Below are 25,616 nucleotides of genomic sequence, written 5' to 3' on the forward strand. Positions count from 1 at the left end.
ATTAGGTTTTATTTAATGTTATGATAGAGCAGGGCATCTATCCTGATTTTTTATCGATTAATAATCAGTTCATTTCTAGCGTACATTTCTATTGATGAAATATAGCTTTCAGTACGTAAAATTTGCATTACAAAATACTAAATCATATATTGGATTATTATTAACTAAACTAAATTATTTTTATGAAAAAACTTCTACAAAGTTTGTTCATATTGCTATTTATTGCCACCTCAGCAATAGCGCAAGATCGAACAATCACTGGAACTGTTACGGCCCAGGAAGATGGATTACCTCTCCCGGGCGTAAGTGTAAGAATTAAAGGTGCAACTGGCGGAACCACAACCGGTGCAGATGGTAAGTATTCACTAAGAGTTAATGGCAGAGCAACCGTATTGGAATTCTCCTATATCGGTTTTTTAAGCCAAACCAAAACTATCGGCGGTAATGTGGTCAATGTACAGCTACAAAGCGATTCTAAAACATTATCTGATGTAGTTGTAACGGGCTATACCACACAATCTAAGAGAGATGTTACGGGGTCAATAGCAAGTGTAAGTGGAGAAAAACTTAAAAACGTACCAGTTCAGAGTTTTGAGCAGGCACTTGCAGGTAAAGCGGCAGGTGTAAACATCATTCAGCCAAATGGAGTTTTAAATAACCCTCCTGTTTTTAGGGTGCGTGGTTTTAACTCTATCTCTTTAAGTTCTTATCCATTAATTATTGTTGATGGTATACCTGTATTTACGGGCGACCAATCGGCTAACAGTGCTGCAGGTAATGCATTGGGAGACATCAACCCAGCTGATATCGAGTCAATCGATATCTTAAAAGATGCGGCATCATCTGCAATTTATGGTTCTAGAGCGGCCAACGGTGTTGTCGTAATTACAACAAAAAAAGGAAAGCAAGGCAGCACTAAAATTAACTATGAAGGATGGGTAGGAACTACAAAAGCCCAAAACCTTACTCCTTTATTAAATGCAGCAGAGTATGTTCAGATTAAAAATGAATCAAGAACAAATATCGGCCTTGCACCAGCATTTTTTCTACAAACTAAATCAGATGGATCTCAGGTAGAAACAAATTGGTATGATTATGCCTATAGAACTGCAACATCTCAAAACCATGCCTTAAATTTTTCTGGAGCAAACGAAAAAACATCATATTATGTTTCGCTTGGTTATAGCAATCAAGAAGGCTTTATTTTGGGAAATTCATTCGAAAGAAAAAATGGCAGGGTAAATTTAGATCATAAGTTATTTAAGAATGTTACTATCGGAACTAATTTTTCTTATAGTAATACCATGAACCGTGCGCCAAACACAGGCTCGCTTCCTGGGCAAACCTTTTCAACTGTAGGTTTGGGTAGGTTAGCCATTGTGTTGCCCCCTAACGTTGCCGCTTATAATGAAGATGGATCTTATAACGTGAATGGAAGTGCTGTTGGTTTAGGCGCGAATACAATCGCGTCGAATTATCCAAATGCTGCGGTTTTGGTAAATGAGGATAAAAATACATCAGAAAGTGATCGGATTATTGCTAATGTTTATGCCTCTATTCAATTGGTTAAAGGATTGAGTTTTAAAACGACTTATGGATTAGATAATTTAAAGATTGACAACAATGCTTTTGTAAACCGTTTACAGGGCGATGGTGTTGCTTATAATGGTGGTGCTACCAGTAGCTTTGTTAAGAATGCCAGGTGGAACTGGTCTAATACACTAAACTATGCAAATACCTTTGGCGATCATAGCTTAGGTGCCTTAATTGGTGCTGAAGATCAACAAACCAAATCGGATGGTTATGGCGCTACCAGACAAAATGTAATTGATCCTTTTATTAAAGTATATCAGGGAGCCTTTGGTATTATTACCCCATCAGGATTAGTACAAGGAGATAATTCATTCCGGTCTTATTTTGGAAGTTTAAGCTACGATTATAAGAAAAAATATTACTTATCTGGTTCATTCAGAAGAGATGGTTATTCTGGCTTATCAGCAGGTAATAAATATGGTAATTTTGGAGGAGCTTCAGCAGGTTGGGCAATCTCTGAAGAAGGTTTTTATAAAAACTCAGGCTTAAGTAAAGTATTAACCCGTATTAAATTACGTGGTAGTTATGGTGAAGTTGGTAACATTAATATTGGTAATTACCCATCTCTATTTTTGTATAATCCAGGTTTATACGGATCTGATGCAGCGTTATCATTCGCTCAGGCGGGTAATCCTGAGCTTAAATGGGAAACCAGTAAAAAAGCCGATGTTGGTGTTAATTTAGAGTTTTTGGACGGCAGGTTCTCTCTGGAAGTAGACTATTATCATAATAATATCGACAACCTGGTTCAAAATGCTCCTCAGGCACCTTCAAAAGGTGTTCCAGGTAACGCCATTACAACAAACGTTGGTAAAATGTACAATAAAGGATTTGAATTTACTGTAAACTCAAGAAACATCGATACGGATGATTTTACATGGTCTAGCACTTTTACCTTTAGTACACTAAAAAATGAAGTTACCGCTTTAGGTAATAACAATGCAGATCTTTTTGGTGCCACTTCTTTAGAAACGGCAAACATTACCCGCGTTGGTTATCCAATCGGATCGATTTATACTGTACAAACAGCTGGAGTTGATCCGGCAACAGGAGAACGAATTTTTATCAACAGAAATGGAGAGAAATTGAGATTCAGTTTCCAAAGAGCAACAGCTGCCCGTTATCAATACCTTGATGGACCTAAGGCAGGTCAAAATGCACCTGCAATTGATGCCGCACTTGATGCTGTAATTGATGGACCTTCAATTCCGAAATGGTTTGGTGGGCTTGACAATAATTTCCGTTATAAAAACTTCGATCTTACCTTGGGTTTAACCTTCTCGGGCGGTAATAAACTTTATTATGGATCATTAGCGGGTCTTCGCGATCAACGTTTTTGGAACAATGAAGCAGGCGTATTGAACAGGTGGACTACTCCTGGTCAGGTAACGGATATTCCTCGTTTGGTTTATGGTGATAATACTTCGAATGGATCGGCTTTTGCACAATCTCAAAATGTTTTCTCTGGTAATTTCTTAAAAGTTAGAAACCTAGCTTTGGGTTATACACTGCCAAAAACACTTTTAAGTAAATATGGTGTTTCGAATATTAGAGTATATGCTCAATCTAGCAATCTTTGGATTATATCAGATTATCCAGGACCAGATCCAGAGGTTTCAGTAAACGGAAACTCTACAGCAACTGGAAATAGTGGTAACCTTGCTCCTGGTGTAGATAGAAACTCTGTGCCATCGGGCAGAACATTTACTTTTGGTATTAATGTTGGATTTTAAAATTAGAGATCATGAAAATTAAAATAAATAATAAAGTAAAATATCTTTTTCTTGTCGCACCATTTTTCTTTGCAACATCATGTAAAAAGAATTTCTTAGATGCTGCACCCGATACATCCTTACCTATTGAAGATGCCTTTTCAAATCCTGCAAGAATTTTATCTCAGGTTAATGGTATTTATGCAGGCGTAAAAAATGGTCAGTTTTACGGAGGAAGATACTTAATCTACAGCGATATCCGCGGAGAGGACTTTGTGGTAAACAAACCGAACGGAGTAACAGGATTAGATACCTGGAGGTTCAATTTAACTTCGAATACCAATGAGGTTGTTAATTTATGGGGCGCAGTTTATGCTGCTGTAAACAGGGCTAATTTAGTTATTGAAGGCGTAAATGCCAATGCATCGTTACTTACCCCAGCGGTAGCGAAACAATATATTGCTGAAGCCAAATTCTTGCGTGCCCTGTGCTATTATAGCCTCTTGCAATTATATGCTAAACCTTATATAACCGATGCCGGTGCTAGTTTGGGCGTGCCGCTGAGACTTAGAGGCGAAAAGGATTTAACAGGTAACGATTTAAAAAGAAGTACAGTAGCAGAAGTTTATACGCAAATTTTAAAAGACCTAAACGAGGCCGAGCCGGATTTAGCTGTTTCGTTAGTTGGTCCTACTAGGGCATCTAGAAATACCGCAATTGCGTTTAAAACTCGGGTATACCTCTCAATGGGTAATTTATCGGCAGTAGTAACCGAAGCAAATAAGATTGTTAGTGCAACAGCTCCGTTTCAGGCCACAACTGGTGCTCCTTATAAATTGGAAGCAAACATTGCAACAGTGTTTGGTGGAACTTATGTAGGAGCAGAAGCTGTTTTAAGTCTTCCAATGGCCGATCTTGATGCCCCTGGTACACAAAATCAATTGGCGTATTATTATAATATTACTCCGAATGGGGCTGGTGGTAATGAAGAGTATTTCTTAAACCCTACTGGGATTTTTGGAAATGCAGCTTTTGCAGCCGCTTCAACTGATGCTAGAAAAGGTTTAACAACAGTTTCTGGAGCAAATACTTATTTAACTAAATTTAAGAGGCCGTCTCCATATACAGATTATATTCCCGTAATTAGATATGCTGAGGTTTTATTAAACTTAGCAGAAGCTACGGTGGCAACCGATCCTGTAAGATCTATCGCGTTATTAAACGCAGTTAGACAAAGATCCAATCCAGGGTATGTATTTCCGGCAACAGATTTATTACCGGCAAATCTTAAAAATACTATTCTCACCGAAAGAAGAATCGAATTATTAGGCGAAGGATTTAGGTCTCCAGATGTAATGCGACTTGGGGCAGGCTTTGTTGCGAAAAGTGGATCTCAGGGTACCGCTCCTGCAATTCCATTTAATACTGCAGGTTATATCTGGCCGATATCGGCTAATGAGGTTCAAAACAATAAATTGATTGTGCAAAACTAGATTTATGCCTTAACAATAAAGCCCATCGAACTTCTTCGATGGGCTTTATTGTTTTATATAGTAACCGTTTATTTCTTATCCACACTATATTTGCCCGGCCCAATAAAAATCAGTCCGAAAAATACAATGCCCAATTCTATTGCATGACTGGCACCGCCTAATCCATCTCCTTTACCAAAATGAACCAGCGCAGCTATCATCATCGTAAAGATTAATAAAATTAACGCCGGACGGAAAAACAATCCTACAATTAAAAGGAAACCACCAAAGGTTTCGGTAGCGGCGGCCATAAAACCCCAAAATATAGGTAAAAAGTCTATGCCGATTACTTTCATACTTCCTCCTAAACCAGTCCAGCCGTTTGGGCCGCCTGCAAGTTTCGGGAAACCATGGATAATAAACATTACGCCTAAACCAATGCGCAGCAATAACAAGCCTGTATTGCGGTATTTTCCTAAATTATCTAAAATTGCCATCCTATAAATATTTAAATTGAACGTTATTTGTTTCTATTTTTAAGTTCACCTCAGCACCTAAAACCATACTGAGGTTGTTATCGATATGTCCTGTTGGAAAATTAAAGCAGACTGGAAAATCGTAGTCCTTAACAATATCCCAAATTACCTCATCGGCCGTTTGCCCGAAAGAAATCTTTTCTTCTTCAATTTCAGTAAAGGCGCCAATAATCAAACCCTTTAAGGCTTTTAGCTTACCCGCCCTTTTCAGCATACGCAACATGCGGTCTATACCGTATTCTTGTTCGCCAACATCTTCCAAAAAGAGAATTTTATCGGTAAAATCCATTTCCGAAACCGAGCCCTGTACCATGGTGAGCAAAGTTAAATTGCCACCAATCAAAACCCCGGTCGCCTCTCCTGCCCGATTTTTAAAGGCGCTTTGGTAAGAATAGGTCTGTTTTTCGCCAAACAAAGCCTGCTGTAATGAAATTAAAGCTTCTGTGGTAGATTCATCAAAAGTATAGGGCATCTGCGCGTGCATACATTGGGTATTGCATTGCGCAATCAGGTGTGATAATAATACGGTAATATCGCTGAAACCTACAAACCATTTAGGGTTCCTGTTAAATTCTGTAAAGTCCAGGTCATCAATAATTCTGATGGTACCATAACCGCCACGGCCCGAAATAATGGCTTTTATAGCGGGATCATCTAAAAAACGCTGAATGTCTTTGGCTCTTAAAGCATCAGTTCCTGCAAACTGGTGGTGACTGGCGTATACACTTTCGCCTACAATAACCTCCAAGCCCCAGCTTTCTAATCGTGCTATGGCATGGTCTATAGGTTTGGGTAATTTCTTTGCCGGACATACCAGGGCAATCTTATCTCCTTTTTTTAAATACGGGGGCTGCTTAATCATCTTCAAAACACTTATCTTTGCCAAATTAATAAAAATTGTTTTGGATAATAGTAAAATTAAAAGATATACCGTAACTGCAGCGCTTCCATATACCAATGGGCCAGTTCATATTGGGCACCTGGCTGGTGTTTACATCCCTGCAGATATTTATGCCCGTTATTTAAGGTCGAATAAACGCGATGTAAAATTCATCTGTGGATCTGACGAAAATGGTGTGCCCATTACTTTAAAAGCCAAAAGAGAAGGCATAACGCCTCAGGAAGTGGTAGATAAGTACCATAAGATTATTGGGGATTCTTTTAAAGAATTCGGCGTATCTTTCGATATCTATCACCGTACCTCATCACTTACCCATCACCAAACCGCTGCCGATTTCTTCGAAACCCTTTACGATAAAGGTGTTTTTACCGAAGAGGTTACCGAGCAATATTACGATGCCACTGCAAAACAATTTTTGGCCGATCGTTACATTACCGGTACCTGCCCAAAATGTGGTAATGAAAATGCTTATGGCGATCAATGCGAAAACTGTGGCTCTACGCTTAATGCGACCGATTTAATCAATCCGAAATCGACCCTATCTGGTGATAAACCAATTTTAAAAGAAACTAAAAACTGGTTTCTGCCGCTTGATAAATATGAAGACCGTTTACGTACCTATATCGAAAGCCATAAAGAGTGGCGGCCGAATGTGTACGGCCAGTGCCAAAGCTGGTTAAATGCAGGCTTACAGCCAAGGGCCATGACCAGAGATTTAGATTGGGGTGTTCGTGTTCCGCTTCGCGATGCCGAAGGTAAAGTGCTTTATGTGTGGTTCGATGCGCCTATTGGCTATATTTCTGCCACCAAAGAGCTTTGTAACTACGCCAAGCTTGATGTGTGGAACCCTAAAGCCGAAGAATATTACATCAGTAGCTACGAAAATGATAAATGTGGCTGGGAAGAATACTGGAAAAGCGACGAAACCAAATTGGTACACTTTATCGGTAAAGATAATATCGTTTTCCACTGCATTATTTTTCCTGCAATGTTAATGGCCCATGGCGAATATACCTTGGCCGATAATGTGCCGGCAAACGAATTTTTAAACTTAGAAGGCCAAAAAATATCAACTTCTAAAAATTGGGCAGTTTGGCTGAACGAATATTTAAGAGAGTTTGAAGGAAAACAAGATGTATTGCGTTATGTATTAACCGCAACAGCTCCCGAGACCAAGGATAACGATTTTACCTGGAAAGATTTTCAGGCGAGAAACAATAATGAATTGGTGGCCATTCTGGGTAACTTCGTGAACAGGGTTGTGGTACTTACGCACAAGTACTTTGGTGGTTCAGTGCCTACCTGCATGGAAATTACAGCTGTAGATCAGGCTGTTATTGATGAATTGGCTGGCTACCCTGCCAAAATCTCTGCGTCTATCGAAAATTATCGCTTTAGAGAGGCCTTATCCGAAGTGATGAATGTTGCCCGTTTAGGAAATAAATACCTGGCCGAAACCGAGCCGTGGAAAATCATTAAAACGGATGAGGACCGGGTAAGAACGATATTGAATATTGCGCTTCAAATTGCCGCCAATATTCAGATCCTGATTGAACCTTTCTTGCCATTTACAGCAGAAAAGTTAATGAAGATGCTTCAAAATGGCGGTCATGACTGGGAAGATGCGGGTACAGTAAGCCTGTTAAAACGTGGCCACGAAATTGGCGAAGCTGTACTCTTGTTTGATAAAATTGAAGATGCAGCGATCGATTTCCAGATTGAGAAACTAAACCAAAGCAAAGCCAGCAATGCAGCCAGTAATGTAGTTGCTGTTCCGGCAAAAGAAAATATCCAGTTTGACGATTTCTCGGCAATGGATATCCGTGTAGCCACCATTGTTGCTGCCGAAAAGGTAGAGAAAACAAAAAAACTATTAAAATTAACGGTAAATACCGGTATTGATGAAAGAACAGTGGTTTCGGGCATCGCCGAATATTATAAACCTGAAGATATTGTTGGTAAACAGGTAAGTATAATCGTAAATCTTGCCCCACGCGAAATCAAAGGGATTTTATCACAGGGAATGATCCTGATGGCCGAAAATGCCGAAGGCAAACTCACTTTTATGGCACCTGTAGAAAAGTTTCCGGAGGGTAGTGTAATTAGATAACGTTTGCCTGTCCGTAATTAAATATAAGCCATTTGAAATTAATCAAATGGCTTTTTTTATTGCTTAGCCCTATGCAATACTCCTAAAGGGTGGCTGTTGTAATTTGTTTTTTAAAGACAATTCCCTTAGATAAATGCTTGTTAAAATGAATTCTCTTGCGACAAAACTTTTGTTATATTTGCGCAACAAATGGTCCCGTAGTTCAACGGATAGAATAGAAGTTTCCTAAACTTTAGATATGAGTTCGATTCTCGTCGGGACCACTTCCTTAGATTCAAACCAGAACATTGTCGCGCAAATCGTTGATTTTCAAGACTTTGTTTTGGTTTTTATAACACATTAAGACTCGTTTTCGACCATTTTGAATGGTCAATTTAAGTGAGTCGAAAACTGACGATTTTTTGTAAAACCCTGTAGGTCAGTGAATTGATTGAAACATCAAAACCAGAATTTTTCCGAAATGTTCGGGTGCTGGATTATTTTGTAAAATATTGATTTACAGCCCGTTCGACTGACGAACATCTTGATGACTCACTGGCTCAAATGTACATTTGTTTAATTTTAAATGTATCATTATGAGTTACAATTTTCATCTTTTATTCTATCTGAAAAGACCAAAAAATTTTATCAAGGGCGAGATGATGCCCATCTATTTACGGATTACCGTGAAAGGAAAACATTAGGAATATTCTGTCGGCAGGGAAATTGTTCCCAGCTTCTGGTCTGCGCTTAAAGGAAAAGGCACTGGCCTGCGCGAGGAGATACGGGAACTTAATGATTATCTGGACACGCTGGCCTCAAAAGTTCGACGGTTTCATACCTCTCTTGAGAAGTTTAACTTTGACAATATCGGCCGAACTGAACTGAGAAAATGGCGGCGATGTTTTGTTGTCAATTTGCAGTTAATTACCGGATTTGAGGTAACGGTAGTATTGTTAAGAACTCCAGTTCAATTTGGATTAACAACTCGGAATTTATGATTTTTTTACTGTTACTGTGCTAATTTTCGGGTTTACAATTATATTACTTTATCCATATATTATTTGTGAGCTCAACATCAGAAGGGAAACAAAGGTTCATGATAATTTTCTCATTATGGTATAATTAATTGCCATCTGTAATTCTATAAGCCACGTCAAAAAACTGATCCCATTTCGGCTCAGGGGTTGTACAGGATCTGTTTGCGGTATGTGCATAAATTTTTATATCGTCAGTGTTTGCCGCTGGCTGGCAAATCATAAATGCGTGGGTTGGTCTGACTACAGGAATTTTAAAAAAGCCATAATCCCCAATAATTGCATCTTCGATCTCAATTTCGCTAACATTTGAATATTGTTGAGAAAGCTTCTTTAGTGCAGATGTAAGTTCCTGCACCCTATAACATAATCCTTCCGTACATATCTTCAGGTTAGGTTGTTGTGCTTTGATTTCTATTCCACCGCTTTTTAAGCAGTGAGCTATAAAATGGGCACAATCGCTTAAGTTAGCCGAAGGATTATTATTGTATATACCACATACGTTATCACTAAGTGCTGCGTATTTTTTCGCATAGGCAATTGCTGCAGGATTTTTATATTTAACTGTTGATCTATCGGACTCATAGTAATTTATTTCTATTGCCGTTTTCATTTTCTTAACAGAAGATAGAGAATCAGTGATGTCTACTTCCATTTTTAATGTTTTTCTCTTTGAGCAGCTTGCGAAGAAAATACAGATGCTGATGGAAGCCATGTAAAAGAATATGCGTCTCATAATTTTTATCTTTTAGTTTATTTACGGTGTAATTTCAAATGTGCTGACCAATACAATTCTATTATTTCTGTTTTCAATAAGTTCATCAAGTGATGCAGGGTTAGCACCTTCCCAATTTTCAGTTTCTATGACCACGAGTTGAAATTCTTTATTGCTGCTGGCTACATAATCTATCTGAATTCCATTGCTATTACTTGTGTTGGGGAGTTGAATGAATGCCTCACCCCCACCTTTCTTAGCCGCTGCTTTCCAAACAAATCCTCCAGTTGGCTTTTCCCTAACTACAGCGAAGAAACTGGTTAAATTTTCTTCAGGGGTACCTTTTATAGAGGTAAGGTCAAATTCAATAGCAGGTTTGACATAACTATAACCATAACTTACCGTTAGAAGTCTTTTGCCCATGATATAAGCATATCCGGAATGGTACACATCGGATATCCTACAATCCTTGCTTAGATCTTTTGTCGTTCCCGCATTGTAGTTAAAAGAGTTTTCCTGAAAGTGAACCAGTGAAAATTTTAAAAATGGATTATGTAATTCTTTTCCTTTTTCGTCATTGACAGCCAGTTCGATGTCCAGGTACCAAAGATTATGTTGTCTATCGAATTTTGGCAAGTAGGTCATGATTCCCAAATCTTCAATATATTTAGGGCTAAAGCTCTCATGATCATCTTTATGAACCGAATTTACATCATAAATATTCTGGGGATCACGAATTACGAAATTGGCTTTTGTTAACAATACGTCCGAATTTGCATTTAAGCCATCATATGGTTTTACTGTATCTGAGACAATATCTTTTCCAACAATAGATACACAATTATTTTTAACCATTTGGTTATTATACAAGGCTTTAGGTTCGTTTACTACAAACCCTATTCTTTCGCCGTTGCCAGAGGTTAACCTTCCCCTTTCGAAGAAGATTCTTAACCGGTTCATCGTTACAGCTTTTTTAAGCGTATTACCTTCTTTCCATTCTTCAGTTACCGAAAGCAGCTTTATTCTTTTTTGATCTGAAATTTTAGGGGGCTGGGGTTTTTTATTATTTAATATTTTAATTAAAAATGGCTCTTGGGACAGTCTGTTAAAAAATTCCCTTGACTTCCTAGATTCTCCTCCCACAGATTCATCTTCTGTGCCCCACTCTTTAGGATAATAACCTGTAAACTGTGACTTATTCTTAATCCAAACCCATTTCTCCATGTACTTGGTTTCTCTGATATTATAACTCGCCTTTAAATCAACTGCATAATTTTTAAATTCATTATGGTCAGTATTGACTTTATTCAAGGTCCGCTCCATGTTTTCCAGTTGCGGAGTCACCTCAATGCTGTATTCGAAAACGGCAGGCGATTCTCCATTTTTAGCGTTAGTATTAAACTGACGGAAATTTATTTTGTTGACGGGCATTAATGGAGTCCAGTCTTCGGTAGGCGTGGTAATATGTTTAGGGTCATCAATATACTCTTCCCATTTTGCATATACTTCTATATTTCCTGTAGGTTTGGTGTTTCTAACATAGCGTGTTATTCCCCCGATGTCTCGATAGGAGTATAATTGTTCAAGATTTGCAGTTGTGATAAGTTCTACATTGGTCTGGTTTTGTTCTTTTTGGCATTTTAAAAGATTATTAAACTTCGGTCTTACCAAAGGCCTTTGAACCGCATGCACTAGAGAAAACTCAAAAGGTGGGGTCAACAAATCGTTACCGCCAAATTTCGTAAACTGGTTGGTGTTGCCAAAAGTTTCCATTTTATCTGCGAAACCATCAACCAAAATGGTGCGCGCGGTTACAAATATTTCACTTCCTTTTTTTAGACGCACGGTAATGGTTTCGTTGCTCTTACTAATGGAAACAAGATCTGAATCTTGTATATAATCACCAACAGAAATTTTCCAGGCATTAATTTTAGGATACTTCCCTGTAAAATAGAATTCTGCTTTTTCATATTCTTCATATGCTGTCGCTTTTATCAATCTATCTTTATCTTTAAAAAATTCAAGTCTAAATCCATTGGTAAGAGGATCTGGGAGATAGTTGATTTCACAGGTACCAGGATAAAAATCTTTCATCCGGGTTGATTTTAGGAACGCATCATTCTTTGTATACCTGCGGGGAGTCCCGTCAGCTGATAACACTGGGGACCAGTCCCCCTTATTGTCCCAATCCATTTTAATTTCACCCTCATTAGCGGGATAATGATGCTTGAGATACCATTGATAGGACTGTGCTATCGTCATTCCCTCCTCATTGTCGTTGAAAAGCTTGTTATGCCACATTGCCTGCTGAAACGAAATTGCTGGCGGAAGTATGTGACGTATGCTGGTTTGGGTGGTTTTGTAAATTTTGTCATCATCAACATCACTAAAATTTCTTATCACCAGGTTGTTTACACTTTCTCCTTCTCTATACTGGACAGGTGTACCATCGTCATTTAGAAGCTGGTGAAATAGCCTGAACTCAATTGGTTTAACAGGTTCGTTTCTTTTGAAAATAAATTTTTGTGTGACTAAGCAGTGCGACTTCTCTCTCTTTCTACTATCCTGATCTTCATGAAATTTGAGGAGCAAGGAATTTGGAATGGCATATTTGTTTTTGTATTCGGGAGTTAGAAATAACTGGATTTCCCGTCCAAATATCAATTTCTTATTTGTGATCTTTTCTGCAGAATAAATCAGCTGAATGGGCAGATCGCTGATGTTTGTATGAAGCCTTGAGAATTTCCCTGTTGATTTCCTTTTGTATTCTACTCCTTTGATTTCGTAATCTTCTATAAAAAACTTGCTCAACTGTTCTGTTACAAACTGTACAGATTCACTAATAGAACCTTCATCTATTGATGATTCGAAATTCTTCTCGTCTTCCTGGTTTGAAAAAACACTCGGCATACCAATGTTTTCCCCATTCCAATTGTGCATGGCCGGATCGGCAACCACTTTGGCTTCCATATTTCCAGTTGCACCCTTTAAAAAAGCATGAGTGCCAGAATCAGTATTTATTCCTACATTTTGAACCGTTAATTCCTTGGGTAAAGCAATCTTACTGCCTAGTGTTCCTTTTAAACTCACACTTCGGAGACCAATAGAGGTAAGGCCTTCACTTTCAGTGCTTTTTACCGAAAACCTATATCCACTTCTTATTCTGTAAAGATAGTTTGGCAACAAGGTGTTAGTGCTATCTGCTTGTTCCTGCACATTTCTTTCTGCACGCTGAATTTCCTCTAAAGACATGTTGTAAGTATTTACTCCAATAGTCATTGCAGCCGTATCAATTGCCAAGAGCTGTTTTCTGATCAGGTATTTTTCATATTCACTTACGCTGGGATCATCCAAAATGTCGAGATATTTTTCATATTTCTCTTTAACGGATTTCAAACTAATTAATTTACCACCAACATCATAATTAAAAGCTTCGATTTGGATCGGGACGGAATCGACCAATGGTGCTTCGCGAACAATGACTGCTTTATGTGTTGTATAAATTTTACATGGCGTACTCAAATGCTCCCAAGTTACGCCAGCTAAGGATTTAATATTTGCTTCCAGTTCACTTGAAGAAAAAAAAGACAACTCGAATTCGTGGCCGTCGTTGAAACTGAAAAAAACGTCTTCACTTACTTCGAAATCAATTATTTGCCCCATTAACCGTTGAAGAACAGTATTTGAATCAATAAAAGACCAAAACTCCAATATACTAGCGGTACTGTCATAGATAGAGCTATATCTTAAAGATTTGGCTTCTTGCAGCATCGATTTTAGCTGTATCGCATTAACTTGTTCTGAAAACGAGGAAATACCATCTAATAAACTGGCAAAGTTTTCTACTTCATCGTTAATCGAAACTAATTCTGAACGTAACGAGCTTTTAAGTGGGGTCAGTGCTTTTTTTTCCATTTTAGTAGAACTGAGTTCCGCCATCATCGATTTCCTCATCCTTTGTGCGTCCGGAACAGATCCCTTAAACATGGTGGTTACTTTGTTAAATGAAATATCCAATGTTCTACTAAAACCAAAGTTCTTGGGACTAGCAGCATCAAATGTATTAATTGGCAGGCTACCCCAAACGGCATCCACATTCTTGATCACCTCCGGAAAACACACTTTTAAACCTTTAGGATCAAGGACGGTATCTGCTTTGTTGAGTTGAGCTATTTTGAGTCCAGGAGTCTTCACTATCATAGAAAAAATAGAATCACTTTTCCCAGCAAAGTTGATCAGGAAATCCCTAAGAACATTTGTATCAGTCCCACCTTGAGGGGCATCATAATTTGGATTTAAATCTATACATAAAGAGAAGCGATATGACTTAGTACTTTGATTATAGCCATAGGGCAAAATGCTGGTAAGAATATTTTTAATAGGAGTTGCCATGTTAATCGATGTAAGAGTTAATGAATTTTTCCCATTCTTTTTGAGTAAGTGGCCTTGTTTTTCTTTCCTCACTGTTTTCAAATGAATCCGCATTAACACTCTTATCCAATGCACCTGCGTTGATGGCCATATATTTTGCTAAAAGCCTTTGTGAGGCACCTGATTGATTGTTGCCTGGCGAAGCACCTGCAAGTTTTTTGTAATAGGTAGCATCGAATGATCGTTTGAAGAAGCGGCTTATCCTAATTTCATAGGACACTGTGCATCGACCTTCTACATAACTGCCTCGGCTTCTTACGCCCATATAGAACCTGGCTGTAACCATAACAAACCAGAGTTTAACCCTGCCTTCGCACAAGAAGTAGCCTTCAATGATTACGCCTGTTGGGTCTTTTCTGTAGTATAAACCGACTACTAGTTTGACCTCCCCTCTAAGTGGGCCTAGATTTAAACCAAAGTACCCACCAAATTCTATGCTTACTTCAATGACGGTGATCCCATCTTTTGGATTCCCAATGACAATAAAATAGAACAACCCGGTATAAACACCCACTGATAGTTTTGTTCTATTCTCTGGTGTGCCTATTCCGACACCTAATTCCATCGGTCTTTTGTCAAAGTGAAGGGTATACAATATTTTAAACAAGATATCTTTAAAGCCGAACGAGGGCGCTCCTAGATAAGCAATTGGCAATAGATATTGAATCTCGATGCTTAGTGGCTGTATCTTTACAGAAAAATTATCACCCAGCAACTTGCTAAAAATACTTTCTAAGGCTTGCACAAAAGAAAATGCCCCAGCAAACTGTACATCCCTTATCTTAACTTCAAACTTGGACTTTTGGTTTGTACCAGCAATAAAACTTACCTCATTAAAATTAATAATGATGGCCTTCAATAAACTGATACCAAAGTTGTTTAACCTGTTTTCAGCAGAGGATTCGATACTACTTACAATTGCAGGAAATTTTAGCGGCTCAAAATTAATGGCGCTTTTTACACTTACTTTTAACGTTGTTTTCGGATTTGAAGAAGCTATAAATGATACGATGCCGAAATCGGCATTCTTAAACGAACTTGTTTGCCAATCGTAGTTGACTTCCTTTTTACTAACGGCTGTGAGTAGATTGTAAAGTTCGTTCAGTTTGATAAAATTATCGGCCAGTTCCTGATTGTCAGGATCCTCGAGAATCTGCTGTTTTATTTGTTGGATTTCATTTGTTAACTTCCCTACGATTCCATTAGCTGCTTGTTCTACTTGTTTTCTTAGTAACAGTTCATAATCCTTAACGGTATCACGAAGCTTCTGTTCAAGATCTTTAAGATCCTTTTTTACAATTCTTTCTATATCAGAGCGAACCTGGTTTATATCTAACCCATTTATTTTTGAAAAATTTAAATCCTTAATAGAAAGAATATCTTTCGTAAGGTCATCAGTTATTCCCAGTAATGCTTTAATCGCCTTCTGTTCTGGAATATTCGGATCCAGGCCATCCCATATCATCGATTCGCAAATGTATTTGTATGCGCCGATAACCTGGTTGCTTTCTAATACCAGCTTATTTACATCATCTTTAAATAATGTATAGTTTGCAGCATAATGAGCTGTTAGTTTTTTTCTAGCATTATCAATTTGTTGCTTGAGTTTACTCTTAAGATCGACATTTTTAATAATAGTGTTTAAAAGTGCCGGACCGTATTTAAGTTTGCTTTTAATGGTCTCGAAATCTTTGGCAGCTTTTTTATATTGTTCAATATAGAACGGTAAATTGAAGGAATTAATAAAATCTATACCACTTTTTGCTGCAGCCTGTACTATTTCAAATTTTGATCTCTGAAACTCAATAAGCTCTTTGTCAACATTATTCCCGGTTTTTTTTATTTTTTCATCAATCTCTTTTGTTAACTCTCTGAAATCAAGTTTTTGTTCCAGCAGCTTAATTGCCTTTGTCGCATCTTCCAAACGCTGTGCTGCCTTTTGATAATTGGAGAGTAACATGGTATCAGTTTGCTTATTGACATAAGCTTCTCTGGCTTTCAATTCATTGGATACGGCAGCAGTGAATTCATTATATTTTGCAACATAAGGTCCGAATATTGTGCTTAATTCGGCTTTTATTAATGGCAGGGGCCTTAAACAACCTTCTGCTCGATTAACACTCAGATCAATAATTATATATTTCGTAGCATTAAAATAATGATTGGAGATGAAATCCTGAATAATTGCTTTTACATCTGGTGAAAATTCATTTGCATTTACTTTGAAGTCTTTTAAAAGCAGCAAACTATTTCTGGCATCGGTCAATTGCTGATAAAGCCCATATGCTATCTCAGTTTTAGTCAATAAATCAGTGGTGATTTCCTCGACAATAACATCAACGGCACTTGCGATATTGACAATATCATTTTCATATTTTAGAAAGGGCACCTTATATTGAGTGATTTTCTTCTCCACCAAGTTCTCAAGATCCGCAAATTGAGCTTCCAAGTTTAGTTGATTCTTATAATCGTTGAGCTTTTGCTTGAAAGATTCTATGCCCGCCTGCGCTGCCTCTATGCTTGTTATGAAATCTAAAATACTTTTGTTAACCGTTTCCAGTTCTTTCTTTAACTTAACATAAATCGGATTATTGACAATTTCATCTTTAAACTTCTCCAGTTTGGCCGCGACATTTTTAATTTCATTAACTGGTGCTTCGTAATCAGGGAAGACCTCTTGAAGGATGTCCAATAAGCTAATGCCATTAAATATCTCAGGTGCTTGTCTTAATAAATCCGATGGATTAAATTTCTCCAGCTTATCTGTTACGCTAGTCAGCTGTTCATATTTTTTATTAATTTCTTTCCCAACCGAAATACTTTGCTTGATCAGTCCAATAGACTGAATATCGAAATCAGGATTTACCAGGGCGCCTATTGCATCTCCGGCTCCGCTAAAGGCTTGTCTGATTTTCTGGTAGCCCTGAACAAGCTCAGTTTTTTTCACTAATAGGCCGTCTTTGAAGCCTAAACCTTGATCTTTACCACTTATGAAGTCTGTGGTATGATTAAATATCAGCTTTCCTTTATTGTAAGTAGTCGATAGCTGCTTTCCTTTATATATAAATGCTTTTTTGCCTTCATAACCAAAGTTTATAAAATCATCATTATATTCAATAATAGATACTAGTGGTTCCGGTGAATAGCTTTGAATATTTTCCAAATATACCTGTGCTTGTTTTAGTTGGGGATACAATGGAAAGAAGCGTTCATTAAAGATGGAACTTTCTGGCACATCTGTTTCTTTACCCGCCGTATCCTGGATTATTTTTACAGGTTCTGCACAAAGACTAAAATAGTATTCAAGAAAATCTACTTTTGCTAAATTTGACTTATTCTCCGAGGATGTTCCTGGAGTGAAATCGGGAGTTAGTGCAATAGTTTGATTAATAAAATGAATACTCCTCCTCTCGGGCAGCTGATTGATAAAACGGTTATTGTAAATTTCTTTGTGAAGCTGAGCGAGATTGTTGTTGCACTCTATAATCCTCTTCCTGATAAACAGAAATGTACTTGAAAATTTGATAGGCTGATTATTCCAGTCATAGCCGATAAATTCAAGATAACAATCCTTGTCTTTATTATTTACCTGTACTTCCAATACCGGCCAAAATACGCTTGCGCAATCACACCCTGGATGCTCATACGTCATGGCAGTTGGTTTTTTTGCTAAAGCTGTTTCAATTGGCTGGCTAACTAAATTAACCGACTCTACTTTTTTAAACGGCCAGCGGCGGTAATGGGTATGCCAGTTCAGCTCACTTTGAGCTGAAGCATATGGGTGACCAGGTAAATATCCTGGCAGGTTCCACAGCACACTGTCTCGATACGTGTTGTCTGTTTCGTTTGCTGAATTATCTATGCTGTGAATTACCTTGTCCGGAAGGTTGGCTGTTGGAGGGTAAGTTCTGGCTTGGAGATAGTTTTGAGGTTCTTTGATGTCTTTACCTTGTTCATTACCCATAAACAAGCGATTATCAAAGTATAGGATTTCTTTTTGGACAATCTCAATGTATTCCTTAAAATCCATGTAAGATTCCCCTTTTATTACTTTTCGTTGCCCTATTTTTACATGCATTGCCCTTTGGCCTGTCACAGAGATTACCCCTAATCTGGCTACCTTGATATATTCATCTCTCCCTAAACTAATATGATGTTCATATTCAGCTAAATCAGTGTCTTTGGGTGGACTCATATTCTTATAATGAAATTTAGCAATTGCACCCAATCCGGTAAAAGTTAAACCTTTGGTTTCTATATTCCAATCTTTGCTCTCGCTACCGGCCCTTCCTAAGCTCGTAAGGTAAACAAGCTCCTTTTTATCCAGCAATGTGGGCAAAAAAGTAAATTCACCAGTTGGGCATTCATTGTCACCTCTGGTTTGTTCAACGTCTTTTCTAGGCAGGTATCCAACTGCCCTTAAAGCCGGATCAGTTTTTCCATTTGCTGAATCGAAAAACATTTGTGCAGACCAGATTTCCTCAACTGTGCGAAGAATCCGCTTATTGCCCTGATTAATAATGAAACGTTGCTTTTCGATCCGATAGGTGTCTACAAGGGGCCTAGCCCCGTCTTGGCTGTAAGGAGTAACCAATAATCCTTCCGGTATTTCTAGTACAGTTATTGGGTGACTTGATCCGTCTTTAAATATTTTTGTGCAGATATCCTTATAAAGCTCACTGATATACCCTTTTACCGGTTTATTGTTACTATCATCTATTTTAACATTGTTACTGTTTTTGAAATCCTTCCATTCTATTCCATTAAACGATTTAATGTCATCTTTTTTGGGGATGATTAGTTCAAAATAATTGGCATCCGCGAAATTGAGCAGTTTATCTGGTGGATTAAGATTTAATTGTGTTTTTGTAGAGATAATAGGTTTGCCTGTTACATTTTTGATTTTCTCGGGGAATAATAAAAAAGAGAGATATGAGAAACCAGAAATCTTTGACTTAGCCCGCTGTTTGTTTCCTGCATATTTCTTCAGAAATTCGTCTTCTTTAATTACTTCTTCTGAAATATGCTGTTGCGGGATTTTTACTACCATGTAAGCGGATAGTTTCGGATCAACTTTTTTAAGTACATTGCCCCCCACCTTTGCGTTTATAAAATAAAAGTGCAGACTGGTGAGGTTGTTGTCAAAATAATGAAAGTCATCTGAGAAAAAATCCGCCACGTACTGACGACTAATACCTAAAATTTCTGCCATAGTATTTATTGTAGGCATAAGGGCAAAGGGGGCTAAAGAGATCATTTTTAAAAAGTCCCTCCTCGACTGATCCTCAGATATCGGGTTTTTCATAATTTCATGTTTACTATAACTTAAGTGATGTTATAATTCTGGTTTTCACTTTGTGTCAGGGTCTTTACATTCCTTGCATTTCTTCTCTGCTTTTTCCGCCTCCACTTTTGTTGCGTATGGTCCGTCTAATATCTTGTATCTCGTTGCTGGAACTATAATAGTGCCTTTATGTACGATACAAAAAGGATATGCTTGGGCTTTCTTATCCAATAATACATACCATTCATCTGCACGTGCCGATGGTGATTTTTGATCTTGTATGCAACCATGAAACACATAGGTAGCCAGTAGCATAATTAGGGTGAAACGAATCTTCATTTAATTGTTTATTTAAGTTTTTATTTCTTTGGATTATTATGATTTACAACTAAATACTAAATTCAGTTCGGTTAAAGCACAGACGAGGTTCTTAGCCTTATTTTTAGCCGTATCACTAAATTCGTCGCATTCCATTACTCCAATTGCTTGGCTATAGGTTCGTTTCCAGAGGTGACTTTAATTTTTTCATTTCCGGAGTTTAAGTATTTTTTACTAATAGATTTTAGTTTTCCCATTTAACTTCTGGTGTTATTGCCCTGAACTTAAAGTCTATCCCTAAAATCTTGGGCAGTAGTGGTGCCCAGGTCAATAGCCCTGTGCTGGCTGAATAGGAACTTTTTGACATCACTTTCAATGCCTAGAACTTCCCACACTGCCCGAATTCCAGGTGGCATCTACATTTTTATTAAAGGTTATGACTTGGCTGTACAGTAGATTGATGGAGTACAGAAACAAAATAGTGTTTAGGAGACTTTCCATGAGCTTATCATTGTTAATTTAGATATGTTTATTTTTCGCACAAGCTATCAATTGCCCCCATAGTTCCGAGTGGTAATATAGTCGTTTACGGAAACTTAAATTTCCTTTTAGCTACCGCAGTACTGGCTGAGCGAAGGTCACCAGCGCTGCAAATTAGCCCCTATCCATCCTTTTTTTATCCCACTCCAAGAAATTCGCCTATTCACCATTGGGTGACAGATACCCCGTAAATAACCTTGGGCTATTTTCACAAATGGTTTATTGAACGCGTGTGGCGGTAGTTTGTTTGTTAAATAAAGTTAATGAGAATTCCCGTCACTGCAATACCTAAAAATGGGTATTTCACTCCCTATCACCTATTAATCAATCGGATAACAAATAGGAATCGTTATAGATCCTAAGATTTGATAATAAACGCTATGGACTAATCTATTTCAATTCTTTTGAAAAAATTCGTGTAAACTTGCTAATCTAAATTTGTGTTTTGAACCAGGTTAGGTAATTCTCGATTTGAAACACCAGATAATAAGGGAGATTCAATAGTTTGTAATTCTTTCCGCCGAGGGTAACGGCGTCGGTAATGTGCAGCGAGCCTGCATAAAATCGGATGGCCACATTATGTGGGTTCCAAAACTACTTGTTGTTGCAAATTAGGGTTAATTAATGAATATTTCGTCACAGAATTAGGGTTAAATAATTATTTTTCCGTTACAGAATTAGGGTAAACATGATTAATAATTGTAATAGAATTAGCCGCTGGTCATACAGGGAAAATCCACACCGATCAATATCGAACTGCAGTATAGGTCATTTTCCTTATTGTACAAATAAGAAAGGAGGTGGTTTTATTGTTGTTGTAAATTAGGCGCTCAGGCAGCATGAACTTGCCTATTGTTTTTAATAGGCTTATATTAGGTATAACTGATAATTGTTCCTTACCCCCGTACCAAAGGGTTTTACACTATAATTTATCATAACAGAACGTTTTTTTAATTCCAGGGGATTTGACTTTCTTCAGATCCACTGCGATCGGTAATCCAATATTTCCTAACAAAAAATTAGAGATGATTGCTTTGTATTAACTTCTAATTTCCCTGCGCATAAAAAGGTAATAAGCAATGGCAAAACAACCTGTACTGGCGGCAATTATTCCGCTTAACTGGGGCCATACAATCATCAGGCTTTCTTTTACCGGCAGCGGACTGGGAATGGCACCTGCCATTTGCTCCATACTCATGGGGCCCAGGCTCCGTATCGATGGCATCAATAATGTGGTGGCCGCATCGGTATAAAGCTGGTTGGGTGCAATCCGCATAATATCTAAGATAAATTCATTGTAGCCCATTACCTGTGCCTGCGTAAGGTAGGCCGGGTCGGGTAAAAAGGCCCTTATAACCAGGTTAACGATAATCGGATAAAAAACAGTAAAGAACAGCCACAGCCCCAGGGCGCTAAGTGCAGCAGTTGCCGGCTGCCTAAAAACAATAGAAAGCAGGATCGATAAACTTAAATAGAAAGCCACGTAAAGAAGGGTTACAAAAACGAAGCCCATTATTCTGATCAGTTCCTGGGCTTCTAACCTAACGCCTGTTAACACCAGCCCGCCGCCGATCATAAGTAGGGTGAGCGAAAGAAAAAGCATGCCTACTATCATTATCGCACTGCTAAATTTAGCCAGCAACAGGTTATCCCGGTAAATCGGCTGTGCCAAAAGCCGGGTTAAAGTGCCGTTGTTCTGCTCCGAATTAATGGCATCAAAGCCCATGCTAATGCCAAGCAGCGGTGCAAGAAAACTGAGCAGCACATGGAAAGGCGGCATGGCATTATCTGTTGATGTAAGCAGCTTTAGGTACATAAAGGCATGGTCTGGATCGTTTGTATTGGTAAAGGCCGTTCTGATATTGCTTACCGACACATATAAAGAAGCCACAAAGGTTAAAAGCACCAAACCAAGCAGTACCAAAAAGCGCCAGCTCCTGATGTGATCGGCAATCTCTTTTCGGATAATTACGCCAAAGGCGCTGTTTGGCTGAAATGAGCCTGTATATTTCTTATTTTTTGTTCTGCCCGAAGAAAGCGCGCTTGAAGATACCGCTTGATTTTCCATGATTTAGATTTTCATTAAAACTACTTTCAAAATATTTCTGATAGATCTCATCCAGGCCATACTCCTTACGGCTTACCTGTAAAATGCCGTAACCCTTTTCCACTAAATGCTTAACAATGCTAGGGGTAATATCATGCTGGGTGCTAAACTCCAGCGTATCGCCAGAAATGCCAATAGCTGTAACCGCCTCCCATTGCCTCATTTCGGCTTCCAATGGCCAGGGCTGCTCAATTAACTGTGCTGTTTTAATGGTGGTAACTGCCCCTTCTTTGCCAAAAAGGTTCGCAGAAAGCGAGGCAATATCGCCCTGGGCCAACAGTTTCCCGCCAACAAATATTCCCACACGGTCGCATACCTGTTGTACATGGTGCAGGTGGTGCGAAGAGAGCAAAACGGTTAGCCCCTGCTGCTCGCTCAGGGTTTTAATCAGGCTTAAAAATTCTTTTACCCCTGCAGGGTCTATGCCGAGTGTTGGCTCATCGAGAATAATTACCTCGGGGTCTTTGATCAATACATCGGCCAGGCCCAGCCGCTGTTTCATGCCCCGCGAAAAAATGCCGGCTTTTTTATCCATGCTGCCAGCAAGCCCCACTATATTAAGTACTGCTTTGGCCCGGTCTTTTAAGGTACTTTCGTCCAGGTTGTTCAGCCTGCCCAAATAAATTAAATTTTCGAGGGCCGTCATGCGGTTATAAAAGCCCACACTATCGGGCATATAGCCCACCTTCTGCTTTACTGCAATAGGGTTTTTGGTGGCATCATATCCGCAAACACGGGCAGTACCGCTATAAGGATCGGTTAGCCCAAGCATCATTAATATGGAGGTGGTTTTGCCTGCGCCGTTTGGCCCGAGCAATCCAAAAATCTCACCCCGGTACACGTCCAGGTTCAGTTCGTCAACCGCCTTAAAGGTACCATAGCGTTTGCTTAGGTTCCTGAGTTGTATAATAGGTTCCATCTTATTTTGTGCTGTTAAAGAATGGATTATCTTCTGCCGTACCTGCGTATAAGGTAGTATACACTGCCTATGGCGAGCACAATCACCAGGATACCGATCCAGCCAGAAAGCAATGAAGTTTTAACAAACATGCGGAACGCGAGCTGCGTGTTCGCATTGGCACCCGAAAGGCTAAAGGTTGCCGCATAATCTCCGGCTATGGTTTTATCGGGCACTTTTAAAAAAGCGGTAACGGCTACGCTTTTTCCAGCCTCAAGTTTACTGATCTTGGCTGGCTCGAAACGCACTTCCCAGCCGCTCGGCAGCTGACTGCTCAGCTCCAGCTCGTTCAGGGCCAGTGTGCCGGAGTTTTTAACTTCCAGCTGGATATCTTTATGCCCGCCCGAGCTCACCTCTTCACTCAGCCTTCCGCTCGGTGTACTCATTGTTACGCCATACGAGCCTTTTACTACTGCTTCGAGCTTAAGTAAAAGGGTATCATCGGCCGAAACGGCTTTAAGGGGAATATTGTATTTTTTAGGTGATGCATTTGCACTGGCATTAATCTCCACTGCAATTTCCTGGCTTTTGCCGGCATCCATATTGAGCGAGGTAACCTGGCTGCCCTCTACTTTGTAACTCACTACCCAGCCCTCTGGCAGTGCTGCCTTCAGCTCGTAAATGGCCTGCTTTTTAGTGCCATTATGCAGGGTGGTACTGTACCTAAAAACTTCATTGGTGGCCGCCTCAATATTGATCAGCTTTGCCGTAAAGGCTGATGGGCCAGCCTTGGCTTCGTTTAGTGGCTGGGCAATAGTGGCCAGTGATGGGGCAAAAAAGATGATGAAAAAAAGCGCAAATCTTCCCGATAAGCGAAAACGGTTAAATGGTAATGCTGATAACATGATCTAAAATCAAAAAATAAATAATTGCTCTAAAAAATGCTTTCCTGTTTGTTTATCTGATGGAGGTTCAAAAAAAAACAACAAAATAATATTTTCAAATTCCTTTAACATTTTTTAACAATTGGCGGGTTAATGCAGGACAGCGCTTTTCGGCATTACGCAGGTTACAAAGGCTGCGCTTTAAGTTTATACGTTTTCCCCGAAAACGATTACCTCAAACCGTTGATGATGAACAACCGTTCGTCTAGAAATTACAGGCGTTGGTATAGCGGTTACCAACACTGGTATAATACCGGGTTTTTGCCTGAAACGTTTAATGGGCAGCTGCGTCTTAATAACAAAACAATAGCAAAAACCTAAAATATAAAAGATATGAAAACTTTAGCAAAAACAATATTCGCAGCAGCATTAACAGCAGTAGTATTTACTTCATCAGCCATGGCAACTTTTGCCGCTGAGCCAGTTAAAGCAGAAACCAAAACTGCTTCATTATCAAAATTCAGCAGGATCTGGGTAAGTGGTAACGTGAAGCTGATCTTAACACAAGGTGATAAACAAAATGTAGAAGGTACCAGCAATTACGATGCTACAAAAACTTCTGTATCAACCGATGGAAAAACCTTATTCATCAATTCAGAGGAAACCAGCCAGGTAACGTTAAACATTACCGTAAAAGATTTAGAAAGAATTGAAGCTTATGGACAGTCGGTTGTGGTAACCAGCAATAATATTGATGCAAAATACCTTCAGTTATTTCTGAACCAGAGCGCTACAGCAAAAATTAAAACTACAGCAGGCACTTTATATACCATCGTTAAGGAAGATGCGGTATTGAAATTAAACGGTACTGCAGGCGAAAGTACAATGATTGCAAGCAACATGAAAAATGTAAAACTGGCTGATTTTGCCAGTCTTAAATCTTTATCGTATGCTTCTCAGGCCATCATGGAAGCAGAACAAAATGCAATGAATTTTGCGAAATAACAACTTAGATTAATAGTAGTAAAAGGGGAGCGTATTCCTCATAAATCCACAGCCAAAACACACTAAAAGTAATAACTGGCTGTGGAGGATTACA

At 38.8% G+C, this 25,616-nt stretch carries 13 protein-coding genes and 1 tRNA gene; 5 read left to right on the top strand and 9 right to left on the bottom strand.

What is annotated here, in order from left to right; genetic code table 11:
* Positions 1-182: 182 nt before the first annotated feature.
* Together AC07VK_RS16710 and AC07VK_RS16715 are read left to right on the top strand one after the other, a co-directional pair.
* Entirely contained in the window at positions 183-3,326 is a 3,144-nt protein-coding gene (locus AC07VK_RS16710; RefSeq protein WP_492961852.1) for a SusC/RagA family TonB-linked outer membrane protein, read from the top strand.
* 11 nt (positions 3,327-3,337) lie between these two features.
* Positions 3,338-4,798, top strand: a complete 1,461-nt coding sequence (locus tag AC07VK_RS16715) for a RagB/SusD family nutrient uptake outer membrane protein (RefSeq protein WP_492961854.1) — start codon at positions 3,338-3,340, stop codon at positions 4,796-4,798.
* A gap of 68 nt (positions 4,799-4,866) precedes the next feature.
* Here AC07VK_RS16715 and AC07VK_RS16720 read toward each other — a convergent pair whose 3' ends face one another.
* Together AC07VK_RS16720 and AC07VK_RS16725 are read right to left on the bottom strand one after the other, a co-directional pair.
* On the bottom strand, positions 4,867-5,274 hold the full coding sequence (locus AC07VK_RS16720) for a DoxX family protein (RefSeq protein ID WP_492961855.1): 408 nt from the start codon (positions 5,272-5,274) through the stop codon (positions 4,867-4,869).
* Between the two features lies 1 nt (position 5,275).
* Positions 5,276-6,175 carry a S66 peptidase family protein gene (locus AC07VK_RS16725; RefSeq protein WP_492953937.1) on the bottom strand — a complete coding sequence of 300 codons (900 nt, stop codon included), beginning with the start codon at positions 6,173-6,175 and terminating at the stop codon, positions 5,276-5,278.
* 40 nt (positions 6,176-6,215) lie between these two features.
* Here AC07VK_RS16725 and metG point away from each other — a divergent pair, with 40 nt between their 5' ends.
* Together metG and AC07VK_RS16735 are read left to right on the top strand one after the other, a co-directional pair.
* Complete coding sequence (gene metG / locus AC07VK_RS16730) at positions 6,216-8,324, top strand: methionine--tRNA ligase (protein ID WP_492961857.1); 2,109 nt, start codon at positions 6,216-6,218, stop codon at positions 8,322-8,324.
* A 191-nt stretch (positions 8,325-8,515) separates the two neighbouring features.
* Positions 8,516-8,587: transfer RNA gene (locus AC07VK_RS16735), tRNA-Arg, on the top strand.
* An 841-nt stretch (positions 8,588-9,428) separates the two neighbouring features.
* On the opposite strand, the gene AC07VK_RS16740 is transcribed toward AC07VK_RS16735, so the two are convergent.
* The 7 genes from AC07VK_RS16740 to AC07VK_RS16770 form a co-directional block, all read right to left on the bottom strand.
* Positions 9,429-9,995, bottom strand: a complete 567-nt coding sequence (locus AC07VK_RS16740; RefSeq protein ID WP_492961859.1) for an amidase domain-containing protein — start codon at positions 9,993-9,995, stop codon at positions 9,429-9,431.
* A gap of 102 nt (positions 9,996-10,097) precedes the next feature.
* Entirely contained in the window at positions 10,098-14,519 is a 4,422-nt protein-coding gene (locus AC07VK_RS16745) for a hypothetical protein (RefSeq protein ID WP_493053037.1), read from the bottom strand.
* Positions 14,449-19,791: a hypothetical protein gene (locus AC07VK_RS16750; protein ID WP_492961863.1), complete on the bottom strand. Its 5,343-nt coding sequence runs from the start codon at positions 19,789-19,791 to the stop codon at positions 14,449-14,451. Before AC07VK_RS16750 ends, AC07VK_RS16745 begins: the two co-directional genes overlap by 71 nt.
* A 45-nt stretch (positions 19,792-19,836) precedes the next feature.
* Positions 19,837-20,109 carry a hypothetical protein gene (locus AC07VK_RS16755; protein WP_492961865.1) on the bottom strand — a complete coding sequence of 91 codons (273 nt, stop codon included), beginning with the start codon at positions 20,107-20,109 and terminating at the stop codon, positions 19,837-19,839.
* Between the two features lie 1,558 nt (positions 20,110-21,667).
* Positions 21,668-22,696: an ABC transporter permease gene (locus AC07VK_RS16760; RefSeq protein ID WP_492961867.1), complete on the bottom strand. Its 1,029-nt coding sequence runs from the start codon at positions 22,694-22,696 to the stop codon at positions 21,668-21,670.
* Positions 22,641-23,654, bottom strand: coding sequence for an ABC transporter ATP-binding protein (locus tag AC07VK_RS16765; RefSeq protein ID WP_492961869.1), 1,014 nt, complete (start codon positions 23,652-23,654; stop codon positions 22,641-22,643). Before AC07VK_RS16765 ends, AC07VK_RS16760 begins: the two co-directional genes overlap by 56 nt.
* A gap of 26 nt (positions 23,655-23,680) precedes the next feature.
* Positions 23,681-24,538, bottom strand: coding sequence for a COG1470 family protein (locus AC07VK_RS16770; protein WP_492953726.1), 858 nt, complete (start codon positions 24,536-24,538; stop codon positions 23,681-23,683).
* 372 nt (positions 24,539-24,910) lie between these two features.
* Here AC07VK_RS16770 and AC07VK_RS16775 point away from each other — a divergent pair, with 372 nt between their 5' ends.
* A complete protein-coding gene (locus AC07VK_RS16775) occupies positions 24,911-25,522 on the top strand; it encodes a GIN domain-containing protein (RefSeq protein ID WP_492961871.1) in 612 nt (203 codons plus the stop codon).
* Positions 25,523-25,616 lie beyond the last annotated feature (94 nt).

This window comes from Pedobacter sp. GW821-FHT01D05 (assembly GCF_059422505.1).

What these genes read in the sequence shown, in the direction of transcription:
- AC07VK_RS16710 (WP_492961852.1), top strand. Translation starts at nt 183, where the DNA reads ATGAAAAAACTTCTACAAAGTTTGTTCATATTGCTATTTATTGCCACC.
- AC07VK_RS16715 (WP_492961854.1), top strand. Translation starts at nt 3,338, where the DNA reads ATGAAAATTAAAATAAATAATAAAGTAAAATATCTTTTTCTTGTCGCA.
- AC07VK_RS16720 (WP_492961855.1), bottom strand. Translation starts at nt 5,274, where the DNA reads ATGGCAATTTTAGATAATTTAGGAAAATACCGCAATACAGGCTTGTTA.
- AC07VK_RS16725 (WP_492953937.1), bottom strand. Translation starts at nt 6,175, where the DNA reads ATGATTAAGCAGCCCCCGTATTTAAAAAAAGGAGATAAGATTGCCCTG.
- AC07VK_RS16740 (WP_492961859.1), bottom strand. Translation starts at nt 9,995, where the DNA reads ATGGAAGTAGACATCACTGATTCTCTATCTTCTGTTAAGAAAATGAAA.
- AC07VK_RS16750 (WP_492961863.1), bottom strand. Translation starts at nt 19,791, where the DNA reads ATGAAAAACCCGATATCTGAGGATCAGTCGAGGAGGGACTTTTTAAAA.
- AC07VK_RS16755 (WP_492961865.1), bottom strand. Translation starts at nt 20,109, where the DNA reads ATGAAGATTCGTTTCACCCTAATTATGCTACTGGCTACCTATGTGTTT.
- AC07VK_RS16760 (WP_492961867.1), bottom strand. Translation starts at nt 22,696, where the DNA reads ATGGAAAATCAAGCGGTATCTTCAAGCGCGCTTTCTTCGGGCAGAACA.
- AC07VK_RS16765 (WP_492961869.1), bottom strand. Translation starts at nt 23,654, where the DNA reads ATGGAACCTATTATACAACTCAGGAACCTAAGCAAACGCTATGGTACC.
- AC07VK_RS16770 (WP_492953726.1), bottom strand. Translation starts at nt 24,538, where the DNA reads ATGTTATCAGCATTACCATTTAACCGTTTTCGCTTATCGGGAAGATTT.
- AC07VK_RS16775 (WP_492961871.1), top strand. Translation starts at nt 24,911, where the DNA reads ATGAAAACTTTAGCAAAAACAATATTCGCAGCAGCATTAACAGCAGTA.